This is a genomic window from Ottowia thiooxydans (assembly GCF_040548795.1).
In the GTDB taxonomy this organism is placed as follows: Bacteria; Pseudomonadota; Gammaproteobacteria; order Burkholderiales; family Burkholderiaceae_C; genus Ottowia; species Ottowia thiooxydans_A.
The window spans coordinates 67,279-85,742 of the sequence record NZ_JBEPSH010000001.1 but is presented as its reverse complement, the minus strand read 5'-3'; the positions used below and the strand labels follow the sequence as shown (position 1 = coordinate 85,742).

The 18,464-nt window shown below is 54.3% G+C and carries 21 protein-coding genes and 2 tRNA genes; 17 read left to right on the top strand and 6 right to left on the bottom strand.

Annotation, left to right across the window (positions count from 1 at the left end; genetic code table 11):
* Positions 1-81 precede the first annotated feature (81 nt).
* Positions 82-1,497, top strand: coding sequence for an IPTL-CTERM sorting domain-containing protein (locus ABIE13_RS00420; RefSeq protein WP_354440183.1), 1,416 nt, complete (start codon positions 82-84; stop codon positions 1,495-1,497).
* A 651-nt stretch (positions 1,498-2,148) separates the two neighbouring features.
* Here ABIE13_RS00420 and ABIE13_RS00415 read toward each other — a convergent pair.
* Positions 2,149-2,679, bottom strand: coding sequence for a hypothetical protein (locus tag ABIE13_RS00415; protein WP_354440182.1), 531 nt, complete (start codon positions 2,677-2,679; stop codon positions 2,149-2,151).
* A gap of 471 nt (positions 2,680-3,150) precedes the next feature.
* Between ABIE13_RS00415 and ABIE13_RS00410 the strand changes: the two genes are divergently transcribed.
* The 8 genes from ABIE13_RS00410 (at position 3,151) to ABIE13_RS00375 (ending at position 8,617) form a co-directional block, all read left to right on the top strand.
* Positions 3,151-3,378 carry a hypothetical protein gene (locus ABIE13_RS00410; RefSeq protein ID WP_354440180.1) on the top strand — a complete coding sequence of 76 codons (228 nt, stop codon included), beginning with the start codon at positions 3,151-3,153 and terminating at the stop codon, positions 3,376-3,378.
* A 327-nt stretch (positions 3,379-3,705) separates the two neighbouring features.
* Positions 3,706-4,308 carry a hypothetical protein gene (locus ABIE13_RS00405; protein ID WP_354440178.1) on the top strand — a complete coding sequence of 201 codons (603 nt, stop codon included), beginning with the start codon at positions 3,706-3,708 and terminating at the stop codon, positions 4,306-4,308.
* 170 nt (positions 4,309-4,478) lie between these two features.
* A complete protein-coding gene (locus ABIE13_RS00400; protein WP_354440176.1) occupies positions 4,479-5,093 on the top strand; it encodes a hypothetical protein in 615 nt (204 codons plus the stop codon).
* Entirely contained in the window at positions 5,090-6,163 is a 1,074-nt protein-coding gene (locus tag ABIE13_RS00395; protein WP_354440174.1) for an XRE family transcriptional regulator, read from the top strand. The genes ABIE13_RS00400 and ABIE13_RS00395 overlap by 4 nt, the downstream gene beginning before the upstream one ends.
* A gap of 11 nt (positions 6,164-6,174) precedes the next feature.
* A complete protein-coding gene (locus ABIE13_RS00390) occupies positions 6,175-6,750 on the top strand; it encodes a hypothetical protein (protein ID WP_354440173.1) in 576 nt (191 codons plus the stop codon).
* Position 6,751: 1 nt separating this feature from the next.
* Entirely contained in the window at positions 6,752-7,192 is a 441-nt protein-coding gene (locus tag ABIE13_RS00385) for a hypothetical protein (protein WP_354440172.1), read from the top strand.
* A 55-nt stretch (positions 7,193-7,247) separates the two neighbouring features.
* Positions 7,248-7,508, top strand: coding sequence for a hypothetical protein (locus tag ABIE13_RS00380; RefSeq protein ID WP_354440170.1), 261 nt, complete (start codon positions 7,248-7,250; stop codon positions 7,506-7,508).
* Complete coding sequence (locus ABIE13_RS00375; RefSeq protein ID WP_354440168.1) at positions 7,508-8,617, top strand: tyrosine-type recombinase/integrase; 1,110 nt, start codon at positions 7,508-7,510, stop codon at positions 8,615-8,617. Before ABIE13_RS00380 ends, ABIE13_RS00375 begins: the two co-directional genes overlap by 1 nt.
* 98 nt (positions 8,618-8,715) lie before the next feature.
* Here the strand turns inward: ABIE13_RS00375 and ABIE13_RS00370 are convergent.
* Positions 8,716-8,791, bottom strand: a tRNA-Asn gene (locus ABIE13_RS00370).
* 308 nt (positions 8,792-9,099) lie between these two features.
* Between ABIE13_RS00370 and ABIE13_RS00365 the strand changes: the two genes are divergently transcribed.
* Together ABIE13_RS00365 and ABIE13_RS00360 are read left to right on the top strand one after the other, a co-directional pair.
* Positions 9,100-9,687: a lipocalin family protein gene (locus tag ABIE13_RS00365; RefSeq protein WP_354440166.1), complete on the top strand. Its 588-nt coding sequence runs from the start codon at positions 9,100-9,102 to the stop codon at positions 9,685-9,687.
* A 122-nt stretch (positions 9,688-9,809) separates the two neighbouring features.
* Positions 9,810-9,898, top strand: a tRNA-Ser gene (locus ABIE13_RS00360).
* A 124-nt stretch (positions 9,899-10,022) separates the two neighbouring features.
* On the opposite strand, the gene ABIE13_RS00355 is transcribed toward ABIE13_RS00360, so the two are convergent.
* From ABIE13_RS00355 to ABIE13_RS00345, 3 genes are all read right to left on the bottom strand, one after another.
* Positions 10,023-10,499 carry a hypothetical protein gene (locus ABIE13_RS00355; protein WP_354440165.1) on the bottom strand — a complete coding sequence of 159 codons (477 nt, stop codon included), beginning with the start codon at positions 10,497-10,499 and terminating at the stop codon, positions 10,023-10,025.
* A gap of 8 nt (positions 10,500-10,507) precedes the next feature.
* A complete protein-coding gene (locus tag ABIE13_RS00350) occupies positions 10,508-11,401 on the bottom strand; it encodes a hypothetical protein (RefSeq protein WP_354440164.1) in 894 nt (297 codons plus the stop codon).
* Between the two features lie 130 nt (positions 11,402-11,531).
* Positions 11,532-11,792, bottom strand: coding sequence for a helix-turn-helix domain-containing protein (locus ABIE13_RS00345; protein ID WP_354440163.1), 261 nt, complete (start codon positions 11,790-11,792; stop codon positions 11,532-11,534).
* A 36-nt stretch (positions 11,793-11,828) separates the two neighbouring features.
* Between ABIE13_RS00345 and ABIE13_RS00340 the strand changes: the two genes are divergently transcribed.
* The 3 genes from ABIE13_RS00340 to ABIE13_RS00330 all read left to right on the top strand — a co-directional run bounded on the left by ABIE13_RS00340 (position 11,829) and on the right by ABIE13_RS00330 (position 14,055).
* Positions 11,829-12,509, top strand: coding sequence for a zinc ribbon domain-containing protein (locus tag ABIE13_RS00340; protein WP_354440161.1), 681 nt, complete (start codon positions 11,829-11,831; stop codon positions 12,507-12,509).
* A 119-nt stretch (positions 12,510-12,628) separates the two neighbouring features.
* The gene (locus tag ABIE13_RS00335; RefSeq protein WP_354440159.1) at positions 12,629-13,564 is read left to right on the top strand and encodes a hypothetical protein; all 936 of its coding nucleotides are present in this window, start codon (positions 12,629-12,631) and stop codon (positions 13,562-13,564) included.
* A complete protein-coding gene (locus ABIE13_RS00330) occupies positions 13,561-14,055 on the top strand; it encodes a hypothetical protein (protein WP_354440157.1) in 495 nt (164 codons plus the stop codon). The genes ABIE13_RS00335 and ABIE13_RS00330 overlap by 4 nt, the downstream gene beginning before the upstream one ends.
* Before the next feature lie 570 nt (positions 14,056-14,625).
* On the opposite strand, the gene ABIE13_RS00325 is transcribed toward ABIE13_RS00330, so the two are convergent.
* Positions 14,626-14,847 carry a hypothetical protein gene (locus ABIE13_RS00325; protein ID WP_354440155.1) on the bottom strand — a complete coding sequence of 74 codons (222 nt, stop codon included), beginning with the start codon at positions 14,845-14,847 and terminating at the stop codon, positions 14,626-14,628.
* Between the two features lie 396 nt (positions 14,848-15,243).
* Here ABIE13_RS00325 and ABIE13_RS00320 point away from each other — a divergent pair, with 396 nt between their 5' ends.
* The 3 genes from ABIE13_RS00320 to ABIE13_RS00310 are packed head-to-tail and all read left to right on the top strand — an operon-like array spanning position 15,244 to position 18,462.
* Positions 15,244-16,641: an aldehyde dehydrogenase family protein gene (locus ABIE13_RS00320; protein ID WP_354440154.1), complete on the top strand. Its 1,398-nt coding sequence runs from the start codon at positions 15,244-15,246 to the stop codon at positions 16,639-16,641.
* Between the two features lie 48 nt (positions 16,642-16,689).
* Positions 16,690-17,451, top strand: a complete 762-nt coding sequence (locus ABIE13_RS00315; protein ID WP_354440152.1) for an SDR family NAD(P)-dependent oxidoreductase — start codon at positions 16,690-16,692, stop codon at positions 17,449-17,451.
* Between the two features lie 33 nt (positions 17,452-17,484).
* Complete coding sequence (locus tag ABIE13_RS00310) at positions 17,485-18,462, top strand: Bug family tripartite tricarboxylate transporter substrate binding protein (protein ID WP_354440150.1); 978 nt, start codon at positions 17,485-17,487, stop codon at positions 18,460-18,462.
* The last annotated feature ends 2 nt before the right edge of the window (positions 18,463-18,464 follow it).

The window sequence follows — 18,464 nt, the reverse complement described above, 5'->3', positions numbered from 1 at the left end:
CTCTCCTGTGCATGGGCACTTTCTCTGTGCCTTCCATTCTCGGCGTGGGCCGGTTCGGCATCGTTTACATACACAGGGACGATGCAGACGTTCACAGTTCCTGCTGGTGTCACCAACCTCACCATCAGTGCCAAGGGCGCACAAGGCGGTTCTGTCTCGACTGCCTGCGTGGCCAGCGGCGGCCTCGGTGCTCACATGGTGGGTGATTTCGGCGTGGCGCCAGGTGAAGCGCTAAGCATTCTTGTAGGCCAGCAAGGGCAAAGTAACGGTCAGGATGGCGGCGGCGGAGGAGGCTCTTTTGTCGTCCGACAATCCAGCACGGCTCCATTGGTTATAGCGGGCGGAGGTGGCGGTGCCACGAACAACATACTGGGATGCGGCAGTAACCTCAACGGTATGGATGCCAGCATTACCAACAGCGGCACAGCGAGTGCAGATGGCGTCGTGGCTGGAGGCGCGGGCGGCGGCGGCGGAGGTGCCAATAGGGGAACCGGCGGAGGCGGGGGAGGCTTTCTCACCAACGGGGTTGCCGGTGATACCAACCCAGGTGGGAACGGAAAATCCTTCTTGAACGGCGGCGCCGGCGGTACTCCCAGCGGCGGCAGTTCGGATGGCGGCGGATACGGCGGAGGCGGCGCGGGCTGGTACACCGGTGGCAATGGAGGAGGAGGCGGTGGATATTCAGGTGGTGGCACCAATGGCAACATGCCCTTCTCAGGCGGTGGTGGAGGTGGTTCGCTCAATGCCGGGGACAACCAAATCAATACGGCCGGTGTTCAAGCTGGCAATGGCGAGGTTTCAATTACCTGGACAGATGAGCCTGGCGCCCCTACAGGAGTCACGGCCACATCGGGCAACGCCCAATTGAGTCTGGCCTTCAGCCCTCCGACCCACATCGGCAGCAGCGAAATCACGGCATATACGGCTACTTGCACTCCAGCGGCCGGTGGCGCGGCAGTCATTGCCTCAGGCATGAGCAGTCCCATTGTCGTGACTAGCCTCACCAACGGCACCGCTTACAACTGCACCGTCACAGCCAGCAATGCCGTTGGAAGCGGGCCTGCGTCCAGCCCCGTGGCGCCGGGCACTCCGCTTGCCAACGTTCCCGGTGCGCCTACAGGCGTGACCGCCACGGCGGGCAATGCGCAAATTTCTCTGGCCTTCACCGCACCTGCGGACACTGGCGGAAGCCCCATCACGAGTTACAGCGCGAGTTGCACCCCATCGGGTGGCGGTACAGCCCTCACAGCCCAAGGCAGCGCCAGCCCTGTTGTGGTGGCAGGTCTGACCAATGGCACCGCGTACGACTGTGCAGTCACTGCGTCCAACGTAGCCGGGGCAGGTGCCGCGTCGACTTCGGTGGCGGCAACCCCACGGGCTCCCGTTCCGGCACTGGCACCCACTGCGGTACCGAGCTTGAGCGAATGGGGGTTGATGCTAATGGGCTTGGTGGCTGCAGGTCTGGGCATGCGTAGGCTGCGTCACCAGCAGTCCTGAAGTTCGAAGAAAAACTGCATCTCGTGGGGGGCGGGACAGCGGCTTCTGCAGAAGCCGCTGGGCTGAAGATCATTGGATTCTGGTGGATTGGAATTTCCAATTCCGCTAACGTAGGCACCTCTACTAGCGCCTCGTAATGAACGGCTAGCAACACTTACGAACCACATAAGCAACTCCGAAGGTATCGCGGCCGCCTCAAGACTATTGAGCCCAGTTATTCAGGGCCTGAAAGCGAAGGAAACGCGTATCAAACAGGGTGGCAGTGTTGGTGGTAAAAAGTCTGCGCGTACGAGCCAGTCGAACTCCAAAATTCCCGAGTTGTTTGATCTCGTGCACGAGCGCAATCGACTACTTGAAGCGGGAAAGCAAGCTAAAGACGTCGCCAGCATCCTTGCTCAACGTTATGGGGTCCACGCCAAGCATCCGTCGCATTCTCAACAAAGAGTAAACTGGTAGTGAGCGCATCTTCACCGGAAGCGCTCGCATGGGGTTAGGCTTCTGCTATCGGCCACGAGCAGCCGGTGGTGGAAGACGAAAGTGGACACACAACGTCGGAGTTGACCGGCACGCAGTGGCATTGCGCCGCCGGACGTATGCTCACTGGCATGTTTGGCAGCGCAATGCCGCCGTGTGACCGTGTCGAACGACTTGTTAGGTCTCACTGCCTGCTTTGCGAGTTTGTATGTAGTCCATATTGGCCTTGCCCGAAAGCGTTTCCACGAACAGCTTCCATTCGCTTAGCAGGTTGGCATGGTCGGTGGGCGAGAGTCTGAAGTTCTCTGTGGAGCGCCACTTCTCCACCGTAGTGATGAGTATGTCAAACCACCACTTGGCGCTGTGAAAGCGGATGACTTGATCCTCATTGCCCGAGTCGGCCACCGATTTCCTGACTGCTTCGACAACGGGCTTGAGCGCGAGCAAGTGCGCATAGAAGCGAGCTAGGTTCGTCAGGTTCCGAGCCTCGTCCGCGAGAATGAGTCTGCCACCTGCTGACTGCGGAAAGTACTCGGGAGGTGGCGCTACCTTGGCAACTAAGCTTCTTAAATTGTCGATTCTGCGCGCAACGGTCCATCCCGCCGAAATCTGGTCGAAACGATATTTCCCATAAAGTGCCAGCATACCAAGGACGAACGCCAATGTTGGCCCGATCGCCGGGCCGTAGTCTTTGAGAAATTCCGCCATATCTGTGGATGAGACCTAATGTGATGTATGCCGCAAACCTTGCGGGATAAGCTGGACCGCGCGGGATATTCTGGACATTGATTCCTCCTGAACGCGGCTGCAGCTTGGGGTTGCGGGGTCTGAGCTGTTCAAAAGCACGGGTATAAAAATTCCGCGAAACCCGGTAAGTCTCACGTTGCCAAACTATAGCTTGCCAGCTGGCAGGGACCGGACACTTCAACAACACGTTTTGGACTATCAGCCAGCGGGCAGTGAATCAGCGGCAGCTTCCGGGTGGAGCGAAGCGCGATGATGAAGCTAGCTCCAAATGAGTTCACCGCGCGCTTGCATCACAGCAGACGAGCCTTCAGAACAATAAGCATGATGGAACAAAGGCGTGCACGAAGAGGGTTCGTGTACGCGACACAGGGAAAAGTCGAGCCATCGCAACACACCCAAACAGACCCAAACAGACCCAAACAGGCACAAACGATGGCAATTAGAAACGAAGCTTACCCACCGATCGAAAGCATCACAAAGCCTACGGTTCCGACGCCTCAGGCGGCCTACTATCTAATCGTCGCACACCGGAACGGGCCCCAGGGCGTTGTGCCCCTGCAGTTCATTGGCAAGTACCAGCAAATGGGTGACTGGATGGGATCCAAGCCACTTCATAAGGCCGCGCCTGCGTCATTACGAAGCCGCAGTGCCGACTTTTAGTTCCACCCTCGTCGGCGCAGGCCATCATGTGCTTCAAGCGTTTGATACGCGAGAATTGCAACCTGAAATCGACCGGCTGAGTTTTCAGCCGGCCCAAATACGGAAAATCGCCGCATTTACACGGCTCAGTTCTGAGCGTTTGGTGACCGGCCCCTCTTCCATTGAGGTTATGAGCGTCAATGGCTCCGAACGCATGACGTGCGATGTCACCTAGTTGGAGGGAATCCAGGCTGTTGGCGCTGTGGTCACGCCCCGCAAATGGATGCCTGACTAGTTGCCATTGCGTCGCGGCTATGATGTGAGCGATTGTTTCAACGGAGGATGGAAATGAGGAAATTAGCTTTAGCCTCGCTGCTTTGTGTTGCCGCTGTCGCACCTACCGTTTCATTGGCGCAAGGCCTAAAAAATGCGCAAACTGTCTTCACCGCAGGTAAATGGAAGGTTGTAAGAGATATCGACAAGATGACCGATAAGGTTGATTGCACCGGAATCTTTAACAATGACTACTCGGTGCAGCTCACGGAAGACACTCTTTATATGGGTTTCAGCGGCGGCCTACAAGGTGTCACCCTACGGTTTGACGATCAAGCCCCTAGCCCTCTTAGACTCGCGAACGAGACCGAGAAGAAGATTCGAACTGTCGTTATTTCCGGACGTGAGTTCGTAGAGGCCCTGAAGTCCACCCGACTTCTTGTGCAAGTATCGACGTTGGTTGGTGGCGTGAAAATGCAAGAGGTGGACACCACAGACATGATGGCAGCCCTGGATAACATAAAGGCAGGATGCCCTATCGCAGCAACCCCCATCACACCCAAGCGGGAGGTTGGCGCCGAGCAAAGCGTCAGCGGCAGCTGCTCACCCGAATTAATCGAACGGATGAAAAAAGCAAAGATCTCCGCCAGCCAAATTGAGTTGGCCTGCAAGGGCTGACATCTTTCCACCCCACCCGAAGTGCTGTTTAGGTCGCGGGGGGAGGCGGCTCAGATGGAGTTTGATTTGGAGGGGTGAGATGAGGCGTCCGCCTTCGGAATAATTCTTGGAATAATTTAAGGAAAAAATTAAATCTGAGGTATGATTGCTTGCAAAGGAGATTTGCACCCATGGCGATCGTTTCCCAAGATTTAGTGTGTGAGGAACTAGACCATCACCTGGAAGCATTTGATGAGATGGTAAGGGGGGCTTGGGCCGATTACAGGGCACTCCCTAGCATATGCCATGTCACTTTTGGCGCTCGAAGTCGAGCCTCAGTTGTTCACGATTTCTTGCTTAGTCGAGCTGCCGCTTATGCCGACTCAACACCTGGAGTTTGCTATTTCAAACTGAATCTCATGCATGGCATCGTGATCGGCGGCAGATACGCGATCCGCTTCAAAAAATTTGACTACGACAACCGTTCGCGGAATCAGCCCACCTTGCAGGTCGCCGAATTCCGCAGCCAGATTGAACTTGATGGTATCGACGCGGCGCACCATCTTGAAGTCGGCTACATACTGGATGATTTAGACGCAGACGTAGTTGATGTGAGGCTGGCCTGCCCCTCTGGATATGGAAACGCATGGGTGGTTTCACTTTCTGATCGAGGCACTGCAACCGTAGTCGCCGATCTATTCTCGCCCAGCAATGACGGCGACACTGGTGGTGAAGTCGAACCAGCTGGGATCAAGCCAAGGAAACCTGAAGGCAAAGTCATTTCAATTACAACCAAGTCACGATGATGTTTATCGTTGGACAGATGCTGACTCTCGCACGAGACTATCGAGCGATAAGTCAAGAGGAACTGGCCCGCATGCTCGGAATGAGCCAAGCTCAAGTAGCCAAAATAGAGGCTGGGCTGAAAAAAGAAGTAGACGAAAACACCGCGATTCGCTTAGTCCAAACCTTGGGCTTTCCGCGCGGATTCTTCGAGCAGGAGGAAGACTTGCTAGGCTTTGGCTCCAGCGCTTACTTTTACAGGAAGCGCGCGACCATAAGCGCTGCTGACAGAAGGCGCATTCATAGCCTTGTTAACCTGTTGCGTATTGCAACTAAGCGCGTGCTCCCTCATGTCGAGATTCAACCCAAACGCCCTCTCCCTTCTTGGGACATTGAGAACTATGGAGACCGAGCAAGCAACGTGGCACGCGCGCTTCGTGCACATTGGCATCTACCCGATGGACCTATTAGAGACCTGACGGCATTAGTCGAAAGTGCTGGCGTGATAGTTATTTCATGCGAGTTTGGGCACAAAACAGTAGATGCAACAAGCCTAAGACTTGCAGGAATGCCGCCACTGATTTTCATGAACTGCGAAGTCCCAGGGGATCGCTGGAGGTTCACACTTGCTCACGAGTTAGCTCATTTGGTCATGCACAGAGAGCCGCATGATCAAATGGAGATTGAAGCTGATGAGTTCGCTGGCGAATTCCTTGTGCCGGCCGCAGAGTTGGGGCCTCAGCTCTCGAAGTTACCTCGCGTGCAGGTGCGTGACTTGCTGCCATTCAAGCGACACTGGAAGGTGTCAATTCAGGCGCTGATATTCCGAGCTTTCGAAGCTGAAGCAATAACAGAAGCGCAAAAGAAGAGCTTGTTTGTACGCATTTCCCAGCTGAACATGCGACAAGTGGAACCCGAAGCCATCGAAAGGGAAACGCCCGGCAATTTTGCTCGTATGTTCCAGACGCTTACTGACACTCTTCATTTCAACTCGGATGAGTTAGCCAGTTTGCTGGAATGGGGAGCATCAGACATGCGGGCTTTGCTACCGTTGCCAAACTTACCTCCGGTGCGACACTTACGCGCGATCTAGCGTCCCAAGCCATGCGCAAAGATGCGGAAGCCGCATTGCGCTCAGGTAAATCGCTTAATTCGACCGCGTTGTCGCGTCTCTTGGATTTCCAGCGAGTGGGGGCTATGCCGACTCGCGGCACCCTCACGCTTGACCCTATCCAAATTACACGAGAACAAAATCTCTCCAAAATCGGAGCGAATTCGAACGATAGTGGCCTCCACGGTTTGGCCAAAGTCCAGAATGAAAACAACAGCGCTCTGATCGGCACCATCAACCGCCTAGGAGCTGGAAGCTCTGATGATGCTCATTCGGTGGGTGAACGAGCTATCAGCGCACTTCAAGGCGGGATCAAGCGCGAAAAACATAACATCGATCAACTATACGATCAGGCGCGAGACAGCGCAGGTCGCTCATTTCCGCTGAATGGCAATGAATTCACATCCAAAGCCAACCGTCTGTTGGACGATGCATTGCTGGGCGGTGCGCTCCCCTCATCTGTCAGTCAACATCTAAATCGCATTGCGCTACCTGAGTCTGTGGAAGGACTATGTCTCTGCTGGCGGAAACCGACTGCCGGGTATTCTGCGGGACTCTCTGTGCGATGAAGTGACTCAACGCCAGGCGACCGTGTGCGCGTCATTCATGGTGTTCATGGGTTGCAACTGCGGCCTCGGCTTCACAAGGGCTGCAGAGAGCCTTTGCGCCATCGACAGCGGTGGGCCATACCGATTGCGCGCACACGCATTTCTCATGGCATGGGCTATTGAGAATAGGCGCCACTGCGGGATCAATCGCAACCTCCGGACCATTGAAGCCATGCTGGCGCGGGACTTGTGGATATACGACCCTCCATACCCACCATCCGTCAGATTTGAAGCTCTAGACGAGATCACCACTGATGACTACGACACCGTTGAGTGCATGGTGGAGTGGTGGGCGGGCGAAGAGGCGAAGAACATGCGCGAGATTGCAGAACCGCTAATACACGCGGCCTATCGCAAGGCCTCGAGTGGATTGTTTACCCAGGCCAAGGAAGGAAAGTCATGACCATCGCCTCAATCCGCAACGGGCGGAATGACAACGTCAACGAGGAAGGCGCATCATGAACAGCCCCTATTTGACTGACGCTGAAATCGACGAGATGTGCGACGGCCTTGAGATCAATGCCGCCAAAGTTCGCCACCTCCAGTCCTTTGGCCTCACGGTCAACCGCAAACCGAACGGCCGCCCACTCGTTCTGCGCTCGCATTCCGACGCCGTATTGAGTGGGCAAGCGGAAGCCATTGCGAAAGCGGAAGCTCCGCCCCCCCAATTGAACACAGCAGGAATCATTGAATTGTTCAGTCGCAGAAAGGTAGCCTGATGGGCCGTCGCCGCAAGACCAATCTCGATCTTGAATCACGCGTCTATTTCAATCACGGTGCGTATTTCTACGTCCACCCAGATGGCAAATGGGAACGCTTGGGCACAAACCGCGAGGATGCCAACGCCAAGGCCAAAGCCTTCAATGACTCGAGCAATCTCTATGGGACGATGGTTTATTGGCTCGACCAGTTCCTTGTCCATTGCGAAACGAAGGTCAAAGCACGCACGCTCTCCCAGCGGACGCTCGAAGACTATGAAGACGCGATCCTGGCGCCGACAGCGACACGTGCGCGCGGAGCACTTCGCGTTGCATTCGCTCCGCCTATAACGCCCCATGATGTCGAGGCTGCCATGGTTCAGAACTTCGTCACGACCATGGCTGAACTGGGACGCCCTACGCCGGCCAATCGCGAGCGGGCCTGCTTATCGGCTTGCTTTAGCTGGCTCCTGAGAACCGGGAAAGTGCCAGGCCTGAAGGTCAATCCCTGCCTTCGAGAGTCCGGTGTGCAGCGCAACAAGGAAACGAAGCGGGCTCGGTATGTCACTCACGACGAGTACCGGGAAGTCTTTGCCGTCGCCAGCTCCGCTGAACGCTTGATGATGGAACTCACCTACCGCACTCTCCAGCGGCCTCAGAGCGACATCATTTATTGGACGTCCGCTAACTTGGCGGTCGAAGGTGGCCAGCGGATCTTGGTGCACCAGCAAAACAAAACGGGCTCGCCCATCAAGATTGCTCTGCCAAAGAACCTGGTGGAATTGATTGACAAAGCGATGGGACCCTTGAACGCGAGTGTCGTAAAACTGCGCCAGCCTCTGGTGCACCGCCTGGATGGTGATCACTACACCTATCACGGGCTAAGTTCTATGCTGCGCGAATCCATCGCAGTGGCGAACGTGCGGCGCAAGGCACGCAAGTTGGCGCCCATGGCATCTTTTGGCTTCCGGGATCTGAAGGGAAAGGGCGCAACTGACATGTGGCTAGCCGGTGTTCCCATCGAAAGAATCCAGTTGCTTTGCGGACACAAGTCCAAGAATACGACGGAAATTTACATCAAACAGCGCTGGCTTGAGACGGCCCAGCCCAACATGGTGGAGATGGGTTAGGAGTACTGGATATTTGGCACTGCCAAATATAAAGCTCCCGGGCAAGAAAAAAGCCACTAAGGCTTGTGACCTAAGTGGCTGATTTCGTTGGAGTTTTTTGGCTCCTCGACCTGGGCTCGAACCAGGGACCTACGGATTAACAGTCCGGCGCTCTACCGACTGAGCTATCGAGGAACAAGCTTTAAATTATAGCTTGAAATTCGGTGGTTTCTTCTTAGCGATGCAGTTTTGACTTGAAAATTTTCTTGTCGCTTACTGGGCGCTGCGGATGAAATTGCTCTCATCAGCGAAGCCTGCGATCTTAGCATATTTCTTGCGCATTTCCGGCCCTCAGTCCACCTTCGACAAGAAGAACTCGAAGTACGCTGATCCCCACCCCCCCATTGCCGAACTGTAGATCTTGCTTGTGGCGTCTGCGGGTGATTCTCCTACTCTGCGTGCCGGCTTCGCGACCTATAAAAGAAGTTTAGAAAGGAAGCTCAATGAGAAGAAAGTCGCTACAAGCTTGTACCTCTCAACGTTCCGCAGCCACCCTGCTCGCCGGTGGGGTTGGCATTGCGGCGGGTTGGTATGTAGCTCAACGCGTATCACCTCCTCCTGCAGTGCAGCCTGTCCGTGACTTCAATCTTGAACGTTATCTGGGGCACTGGTACGAGGTCGCCCGAATCGACTTCATGTTCGAGCGCGGGATCACATCCTGCACTGCCGACTACTCGTTAAACAATGACGGAACAGTAAGCGTGTTCAACCAAGGGTTTGATCCCGAAAAAGGAGTCTGGAAGTCGGCTAAGGCGATCGCCAAGTTGGCCGGTTCACCGAATGAAGGAGCTCTCAAAGTTTCATTCTTCCGTCCGTTCTACTCCGGGTATTACGTGGTGCACGTGGATGAGGCCTATCAACATGCTGTCGTAGTGGGTGATGGATGCAAGTACTGCTGGATACTGTCTCGCTCGCCAGATATGGACGAGGAGCTTTATACAGAGCTGCTATCGGTAGCGGCTGCAAACGGAGTTGACAGGGGAAAGATGCACAGAGTGCCTCATGGCGCTCCGCTGGAACCAACCGAATAGGCTGCCTATGGGATGCTTTGAACGCGGTGTACAGAGGAACCGCGTAAAGGCTGGCATTGAAGTTTTTCCGCCTTCCCAGGAACGGGCAAAACTCCCTGCTACAATCAACGGCTCGACACTGCGGAGAGGTGGCAGAGTGGTCGAATGTACCTGACTCGAAATCAGGCGTACGGTTTCCGTACCGAGGGTTCGAATCCCTCCCTCTCCGCCAAGATAAAGCCTAAGTGATTGATTCACTTAGGCTTTTTTCTTTGGCGGCCTGCTTTCCCGCCCAAACACCCGCCCAAAGTTGACCCGGTAGGAGCTGCACTTGATTGCAGGATGCGGGGGAGACTTCAAGGTGTTGTGCTTGGCACGAATCCATAGCCGGGATCACGTGAAAAGGTGAAGCTAGACCGTATGACCTTGCCCTTTGCCGGATGTAGGGTCACTGTCACACGTAGGCGCTTGCGGCCATCGTGAATGTCCATGCCCGTTGGTTCGGGCAACACGACATCTAGCCATAGCTCCTTGCTTTCGCTTGTGGCGATGGTTCCCACTACATCTTTGCCGCCAATTTTGGCCGTGAGGGCTGAACCGTCCAAGGTGGCTTGCACTTCCGTTCGGGCAATCTCGCCTATTGCACTGCCGTGGTTTGTGATTCTGGCCTTAAAAGTGTTGTCGCCATCGTTAAGGGACAAGTACATCAGGACTACCCCATCAATTCGCACATCGGCCTTTGGCCCTTGTCGAAGCCCTGCCCATATCGCAACACCGGTAGCGGCAACGATGCCTGCAATACCGATACCCCAGCCTACATAGTCTGCTGCCATGCTTTTCCCTATGCTGCTGCAAGTGCAAGCAAGGTTGCTATGTGCGGCTGGGCAAGCCCTGCAATGAGCCCTCCCGCTGTCCCTTCCGCTATGGTCTTAATACTGCGTGCGGTGGCCTTGATGATCTCCCACTTGGGCTTTGGGGAATCGGCCTGAGCCTTTAATGTCGCCAGTTCTGACCGTAGTTCGTCGGCTACATCCCCTTGGGCAGGCTCAAGCACGGCCGCTAGCGCCTGTACCAAGCCTTTGAGGGCTTCAAGGTTAGCACCCGTGGTATTGGCCTGTGTCTGGGTTGATCCACTGGAACTGATCTGAATCTGCGATCCCGATACGTCGCCAAAGTGATTGTGAATCTGCTGCACTGCTAGTTTCTCCTGCTGAGTGAACGTCATTCCTTCACCGATGATGCCGCGCCCCTCAAGGTCTAGCGCCCAATCAAGAATGCGACTCCTGACTGTTTCAATGATCCCCTCAATCTGGACAGTCGAGAATCTGAGAGCGGGCCGCATTGCTACGCCCATGCTTTCACGCATCATGCGTATGAGCGTTTGTTCAACGTCTGGAGGAAAGTGACTGAAAATTCCTGCCTCATTGGTCTGAAGGCGGATTAGCTCGGGGATTGACTGGCGTGCAGAAAAGTCCGTTAAGAGTTCAGTCATTTCGGGCGGTGCAAAAAACGGCATCACTCCGTTGTATGGGTTCTCTGCAACCAATTGCCCATTAAGCCGCCTGTAGTCTGGAACTTCCTCTTGCTTATAGCCGGTTAGCTCCGAGTTGATCCAATCCACAAGCTCAGGAGCTGCAAGGCGACGGGCTACGACAAGGGCACGGCGCAACAGATCGGTGGTGGACACGGTGGGGTCGCTTGCCATGTTGACAAGCTCAGGAACAATTGCAGGCATCTTCCCTCGTTGGTGTTGCCTGCACAGGCGGATCAAGCGAAGCGCTTGCGTTGTACGTTGTAGTACCTGTTGCAGGTGCTCAATTATCTCGTGCAATCAGTTGCAAGAGGGGCCATCCTCGCCGCTGCATTCACCGAACGGAATCGGCGCGAGTCTTCTTGGGCGTGCTCATGCGACGCTCTACATCCTCAATCATGGCTGCTGGGCTGGTCTCCAGCACCTTGCATAGCTTAAAGATCGTTCGCAGGCTCGGGGACTTGCTGCCTAGCTCTAGCTGGCTGACGTAGTTGCGGGCAAGTTCGGCCTCAAACCCAAGCGCTTCCTGCGATAGGGATTTTTGGTTGCGCAAGTCACGTAACGCCTTGCCGAAAGCTATTTCCAGTTCTGCCATGTATGCCCACTAAAGTGAGCAAAGCATCTCGTTTCGTTGTTTTTCCGTCTTCCACCTATAGTTAGAATTTTCAGTTTTGAAACAACCATAAAAGAGGATGCTATAGCGATGACCACATGCAAGGAGTGCGGCAAGCAGGTCAGCACAGGGGCGAAAACTTGCCCACACTGCGGAACATCAGCCCCCGCGAAAAAGAAGGCCAAAGGGGGCATTGGCAAGTGGCTGCTGATCGTCTTCGCCATCGGTGTGGTTGTGGCGATCCTCACCAAGCAAGACAAAGCTACGCCAGTTGCAAGCGCACCACCGAAAGCGCCAACTGTGCGCGCCGTAGAGGCTCCAAAAGCACCAGCTCCAATCGAGGAAAAGCTGACTGAGGGGCAGCAAAAGGCGTTGGATGAAATCAGGGCAAGCAGTGCCCGACTTGCCAAGCTGAACGCTGAGACCCGAGAACTATGGGATGCGGAAACCAAGGCAGATGCAAAGCTACTGCGCGGATGCCTTGAGCATCAAGGTTGTGACTCTGGAACCTACCCCCGACTACTGCGCGAAAAACCGCATGCCTTCGTCAATGACCTTCTTGGTGATCCTGCTTCGGTGCAGAACATCGGTGGGCGGGAAATCCACTACTTCAACGTCCCGACGACTGACGGGCGCAAGCGTGCAAAACTTCAACTGAGCTACAAGAACTTTGCGGTCGAAAGCGTCAACGTCTACTAGGGAGTTGCTCACACTAGCCTGCCTGCCACCAGCTTTAACTCAACAATCACCTGCCTCATGGCGTTGCCCCACCTTCGACAGTACACTTAACCCAAATATTTTTCACCTAGAGGAGTGGGATGAAAGTTCGGTTCTTTGGCTTCACCTTTGAGGCGGTTAGTAAAAATCTAACCCTCGATCAATGGGCATCCCACCTCCACCAGAATCCTCCCAATATTGGCGCTGTGGTTCAAGGGCAAAGACTCCTTCTTATTAATGATGCCGTTAATGCGAACTATCGAGTCGGCTTGGTTGTAACAATAAAGGATCAGCGTAGGTTCTGTCAACTGATTAACGATGGCGCTGGAGTGGTCGTGCGGGTAAATGAGCTAGGACAAGACTCCGGTCTCATGGATTTCAATTTCTTTGTGATCCACAAAACAACGGGGGCGGGCCTTTATCAACACTATCATCAATCTTGTAGTGTTCCCAGTTTTTGTGAATTGGCTCGAAAGAGTTTCGGTTCATTTAAAGAACAGAAGATTGAGAGCATATTTTCGGCACTCCCTCCTGGAGACCAAACACCAGAAAATCGGATAAAAATCGAAAAGAAAAATTCCGGACGTTTAAAATGGACTCAGCTAGTTCGACAGGAAGCGCTTGAGGCATTAATCGCCGAATTTGATAAAGTTAAATCATTTGAATACCTTCTCACCACTCCTTTTGTTACGGAGAATGAGTTTCGCCCACTAGCGAATCATATTCGCGCTAGATCAACTAGAATTGGCTTTGCCACGGGTACACCTACACAGCTCGCGGCTGGCGCAATTGCAAATTTTGTACGATCTGGCGAAGCTAAGCGTGGCAAGGTCGAGGGGAGTGATGCAGAAGGAAACCCTCAGTATCTTTCGATTCTTAATAATCCCGATAATTTTGCGGAATATGAATTTGACGATGTTGCCGCTCAGCTAAATGATCTAAATTTATCTCAATTTCACGAATCTTGGGTTGTTCAAGAGTTGCTAACGGCCTGTCAAGGCAATAGCCACATTATTGAGGTTCCGATCCAACCATGAACAAAATGATTGCTGCATCTATCCTGGCCGCGTTGGCAGTTTTGGGTGCGGTGATTTTTTTTACGCCTGATTCCGCACAGGCAATCCAGTTTTACGACGAAAAAATCCGCTCAATTCTTTTTTCTGGCTTGCTAACCGTCGGCAGCTTTTTACTATCCTTGAAAGTTTTTATCGTTGTCAAATTCAAGGAGAATGTGTTTGACAGCGAATCTTACAAGAAAAAGTTGGCTGAGCGGCGAAAAATTAATCCAGATTTATCGCATTATGGCCCTGTCCGAAATCTTAGCAAAGTCTTATTTGTTGCAATCATCTCAAGTCTTTGTGCTTCTGCAATTCAAGTTACAATCGGCCTAATTCCTGAGTGGTGGGCATTATTAATATGTGTCGGACTTGCTGCGTTTGCAGGTGTAATGCTTCTTCAGGTATTATTTTTGATCAGAACAATTCTCAAAGACTGGCTTGATCACATGGAAGACAAGCCGCAGAAATAAGTACGGCTAGTTTGGAGATGAAGAGAGTTGATCCGGCAACCATGGCAGGCAAAGCCAGTTTTTGAAGGTCGGCCTGTAGGGGACTTCAGGGCTGGAAAGTTGCCGCCATTGCAAGTCTTCCAGCGCAGATAGCTTCACCTTGTGGACAAGGCCAGCAATGGCAGTACCGAAGCCGGGGCAAGCGTTATTGATGATGGCGTAAGGGTCAAGCCCTAAGGGCAGGCTTTAGGTTTGCTTGCGAAGCCCCCATAGCAGGGCTACGGCTTCCCCCCATGCAATTGATTGCAGGATGCGATCCGGCAACGTGTGCAGGGCTTCGGGGTTGGCTTTGTGCGCTGCCTTCGCCCCTTCCCATAGCTGGGCATCCGCGCCCACGTTGCAAGCTGGCTTGCCCGCATGTGGGGTGCATTCGCAGTCACAAGCCATGCCATGGCGGCGCGTGTAGCTGAGCTGTGGCCTTTGCAATCGCCCGTCATGCGTGCGTGCTGTGCCTTCAGTGCGTCCAGGTCTTCTCGACGCATGGATGCGGGCAACGATGGATGGAGGGTCGTGCCGGTGCCGGTGCTGGCTTCAATGGTGGTGCTTTGGCTGGCTTGCATGGGTCAATCCCTTTCCAAAATGCTTCATGAATTCTTCATAGCTTGAGGCGGAATCCTGCGCGGGTGGCGTGGCCTTGTTGATCTCGAAAATCAACCGGATGGCCTGTAATTTCGTTGCTGGTGGTGCGGTCTCTAGGAGGCTTGCCAGCACTTCCGCTGCCCGCTGGTGAAGCCCTTGCAGGGCTGTTTGCACGCCTGTATGGGCAGGCTGTAGCAGAGCCTGTACGTGGCTTTTGAAGGCTTCCTTCTGTGCCCACGCGGTAAGCGTTTGAGGCGACACGCCCACGGCTTGCGCTGCCTGCCGACCGTCCTTGCCAAATCGGGATCATTCTGTCAGGACGGCTCTCGGGCATCCACGACAAGCGGGAATGGCGCAGAGCTCCTACCAGACCAGGCACGTTGCGCATGCGCCGACGCCTTACCGAGCGACGACTAACCATCATGGCCACCGACTGATGTGAGTCCGTCGCGAGCCAACATCCCATGAGTTAAACGAATACCTAAAGCTTCTTTAGGAAGTTCTGATTTCTGAAATGCGTTTCTACACTGACCACTTGATTTATTCACGATCAAGGGTTTAAGGAGGCATATGAGCACATCCATTCCAATACGAAATCCGCGCACCGGCCAATACGATTTCAATTTGGTCAGCAATGAAGTTTCTGATCTGCCAGTTCTAGCTGATGAGTTGCGAGCAAACCAGACCCATTGGGAAAGCATAGGACTGGAAGGGCGACTGGAAGTACTCAATGCCTGGCGCAAGGTGTACTTGGAGTCATATGACGAGATTCTGGCATCACTGGTTGCGGATACGGGACGATTGGCCGAATCACAAAAAGAGATGCAACGGCTTTCGTCCAGCATAGACAAGCTCACCATCATGGCTCGCGAGGTGTTCCAGGAACGCGCGTTCCACCTGCGTTCAATGAAGTCCGTTGAAATCCGAGGAAGCTACCACCCCTTTCAAGTGGTCGGCGTCATCAGCCCATGGAACTTCCCCTTATCTAGCTCCTTGCTCGACACTATTCCTGCGTTGGTCGCAGGCTGTGCAGCTATCGTCAAGCCGAGTGAAATTACGCCAAGGTTTGTTAAGCCGCTGGTCAAGACCATTCAACGGGTGCCTGAGATGAATGCGGTCTTGCGCTACGTACAAGGTGACAAAGCTATTGGCGAAGCGCTTATCGCTCATGCGGATGCAGTTTGCTTTACTGGCAGCGTGCAGACTGGTCAGAAGGTCGCCGAGGCCGCTGCCCGCGCCTTTATTCCAGCTTTCCTGGAGCTAGGCGGCAAAGATCCCGCTATCGTCACCGAATCAGCCCACCTCGATGCAGCCGCTGCCTCCCTGGTCGCTGGTGCAACCTCGAATGCCGGGCAAGTTTGCGTATCCATCGAGCGAATCTACGTCGCAAGGCCGGTGATGGACAAGTTGGTTCAGAGCCTTGTTGAAAAAGCAAGTGCAGTCAAGATCGCCTATCCAACTCCTGACGACGGCGCCCTAGGACCCATCATCTTGGAGCGCCAAGCTCATGAAATCAATCGTCACCTCGAAGACGCCTTAAGCAAGGGCGCAAAGATCCAGTGCGGAGGCATGGTTGAGCAGCGCGATGGTGGCTGGTACGCGCCGGCCACCGTGGTTACCGGAGTTGACCATAGCATGGTGTTAATGACCGAGGAGACCTTTGGTCCGATCATGCCTGTCATGGCCTACGACACGGTTGAGGAGGCAGTGGCGCTGGCCAATGACAGTTCCTATGGCTTGAGTGGAGCGGTTTTCGCGGGCTCTGCCGATGAAGCAATGGCTATTGCACGACGAATTCAAGTCGGCGCAGTGAGCATCAATAGTACGGGCTTAGGCACTGCAGCTATTGGCGAAGGTGACATTCATGAGAAAAATTCCTTCAAGCGCTCAGGCTTGGCGGGATCACGCTTGGGCTACGACTCGATCACTCGGTTCATGCGCAAAAAAGCTTATCTGGTTCAGCACTGAGCAATCCGCAACAGCTCATTTATCAACTACCACCTAGAGGCTTTCAACATGCTCGATTTCAGCGAGAAGATAGTGTTTATCACAGGTGCCAGCGGCGGACTAGGCGGCCAGATGGCACGCGATTTTGCCCGCGCTGGCGCAACGATTATTGCCCACGACTTCGGTCTGGCGGGTGCGGCGTCGGACCTAATGACAGACATTGCGACCACGGGGAAGAAGCATCTCCTTGTCGAAGGCGATCTCACTGACGCGGCGACAGTCAAGGCCATCGTGCAGCAGATTGAAAAAAACTGTTCCCGAGTCGATGTGCTGGTGAACAATGCGGGCGCATCGCCCAACAAAACACCTTTTCCTGATGTAAGTGTTGATCTTTGGGACAAGGTTATCGCCATCAATCTGCGTTCGGTCTTCTTGGTCACGCAAGCCTGTCTTCCCCTGCTGGAGCGCTCTGGCAAAGGCCGTGTCATCAACATCAGTTCGACCGCTGCTCGCAATGGTGGCGCTCCAGGTGGCCACGCTTACGCAAGCTCGAAAGGAGCGGTCTCGTCGCTCACCAAATCGATGGCCAAGGACTTCTGTACAAAAAACATCCTTGTCAACGCTATCGCGCCCGGACTAATAGACACGCCCTTTTACGGCGACGTCAATGTCGGTGAGAAATACGCGGAACGTCTTAAAGGAATTCCGCTTCGACGTGTAGGAATTCCGAGCGACATCTCAGGCCCGGTGATGTTTCTGGCCTCCCCACTGGCTGGCTACATCACCGGCGAAGTGATAGAGGCCAGCGGCGGCCTTTCAATGATGGCGTAGCCCCATTCAAACAAAAATATAAAGGAGATAAGAATGCAAAGCAGAAGAAATATTTTGGTGAAATCAGGCTTGACGCTGGCTGCAGGGCTGCTGACGTCGACGCATTCGGCCGCAGATTTAAAGGGTAGCGCACCCATCCGGTTAGTGGTGCCGTTCGCGGCAGGTGGGGCATCGGATACCATCTCGCGAACTCTCGGTGTAAAGATCGCCGACATCATCGGCGCGCCAGTTCTTGTTGATAACAAACCTGGTGGTGGAGGTGTCATCGGAGCAACGGCTACGCTTGCAGCGAAGCCGGATGGCCGTACCCTTTTCGTGGCTTCGAACGGGGCGATGATTATCAATCCAGCGCTCCGCGGAGACCTGAAATACAACCCGGACAAGGACTTCAAGCTTGTTGCGAGCATGGTTCGCGCGCCGATCTGGATTTGGGTGCGTGCTGACCTCCCGGTGAAAAACGTTGACGAACTCGTTCGTTTGGCCAAGCAGCGTTCACTGTCCGCAGGTTCGGCTGGCAACGGCAACATTACCCACCTCGCGATGGCCAACTTCGCTGACATCGCGGGCTTGCAACTTAACCACGTTCCATTTAGTGGCGACACACCGGCACTCACGGCATTAGGCAGTGGCACGCTTGACGTAAGCTTCAATGCATTGATAGCCGCACTGCCTATGTACCAATCGGGTCGAATCCGACCCATAGCCATCCTGGACGGCAACCGCGATTCTGCTCTGCCTGAAGTCCCCACGCTGACCGAAGCCGGCTACCCCGGAACTTCAGCAGCAGCATGGTTCGGCCTTGCCGCACCCGCCGGAGCGCCCGATCAGGCTGTGCGCGAAATCAACAAGGCAGTGAATGAGGCACTTGCCATGGGGGATGTCCGTGAACGCTTGAAGGGACTAGGGTTCACCGCGCTGCCAGGCTCAATCGCGGAGTTTCAGCAAATGTACGACCGCGAGGTTGCCACTTGGCGTCCGCTTGTGAAGAAGCTGGACTTGAAAGCTAGCTAGAT

What these genes read in the sequence shown, in the direction of transcription:
- ABIE13_RS00420 (WP_354440183.1), top strand. Translation starts at nt 82, where the DNA reads ATGCAGACGTTCACAGTTCCTGCTGGTGTCACCAACCTCACCATCAGT.
- ABIE13_RS00415 (WP_354440182.1), bottom strand. Translation starts at nt 2,679, where the DNA reads ATGGCGGAATTTCTCAAAGACTACGGCCCGGCGATCGGGCCAACATTG.
- ABIE13_RS00410 (WP_354440180.1), top strand. Translation starts at nt 3,151, where the DNA reads ATGGCAATTAGAAACGAAGCTTACCCACCGATCGAAAGCATCACAAAG.
- ABIE13_RS00405 (WP_354440178.1), top strand. Translation starts at nt 3,706, where the DNA reads ATGAGGAAATTAGCTTTAGCCTCGCTGCTTTGTGTTGCCGCTGTCGCA.
- ABIE13_RS00400 (WP_354440176.1), top strand. Translation starts at nt 4,479, where the DNA reads ATGGCGATCGTTTCCCAAGATTTAGTGTGTGAGGAACTAGACCATCAC.
- ABIE13_RS00395 (WP_354440174.1), top strand. Translation starts at nt 5,090, where the DNA reads ATGATGTTTATCGTTGGACAGATGCTGACTCTCGCACGAGACTATCGA.
- ABIE13_RS00390 (WP_354440173.1), top strand. Translation starts at nt 6,175, where the DNA reads ATGCGCAAAGATGCGGAAGCCGCATTGCGCTCAGGTAAATCGCTTAAT.
- ABIE13_RS00380 (WP_354440170.1), top strand. Translation starts at nt 7,248, where the DNA reads ATGAACAGCCCCTATTTGACTGACGCTGAAATCGACGAGATGTGCGAC.
- ABIE13_RS00375 (WP_354440168.1), top strand. Translation starts at nt 7,508, where the DNA reads ATGGGCCGTCGCCGCAAGACCAATCTCGATCTTGAATCACGCGTCTAT.
- ABIE13_RS00365 (WP_354440166.1), top strand. Translation starts at nt 9,100, where the DNA reads ATGAGAAGAAAGTCGCTACAAGCTTGTACCTCTCAACGTTCCGCAGCC.
- ABIE13_RS00355 (WP_354440165.1), bottom strand. Translation starts at nt 10,499, where the DNA reads ATGGCAGCAGACTATGTAGGCTGGGGTATCGGTATTGCAGGCATCGTT.
- ABIE13_RS00350 (WP_354440164.1), bottom strand. Translation starts at nt 11,401, where the DNA reads ATGCCTGCAATTGTTCCTGAGCTTGTCAACATGGCAAGCGACCCCACC.
- ABIE13_RS00345 (WP_354440163.1), bottom strand. Translation starts at nt 11,792, where the DNA reads ATGGCAGAACTGGAAATAGCTTTCGGCAAGGCGTTACGTGACTTGCGC.
- ABIE13_RS00335 (WP_354440159.1), top strand. Translation starts at nt 12,629, where the DNA reads ATGAAAGTTCGGTTCTTTGGCTTCACCTTTGAGGCGGTTAGTAAAAAT.
- ABIE13_RS00330 (WP_354440157.1), top strand. Translation starts at nt 13,561, where the DNA reads ATGAACAAAATGATTGCTGCATCTATCCTGGCCGCGTTGGCAGTTTTG.
- ABIE13_RS00320 (WP_354440154.1), top strand. Translation starts at nt 15,244, where the DNA reads ATGAGCACATCCATTCCAATACGAAATCCGCGCACCGGCCAATACGAT.
- ABIE13_RS00315 (WP_354440152.1), top strand. Translation starts at nt 16,690, where the DNA reads ATGCTCGATTTCAGCGAGAAGATAGTGTTTATCACAGGTGCCAGCGGC.
- ABIE13_RS00310 (WP_354440150.1), top strand. Translation starts at nt 17,485, where the DNA reads ATGCAAAGCAGAAGAAATATTTTGGTGAAATCAGGCTTGACGCTGGCT.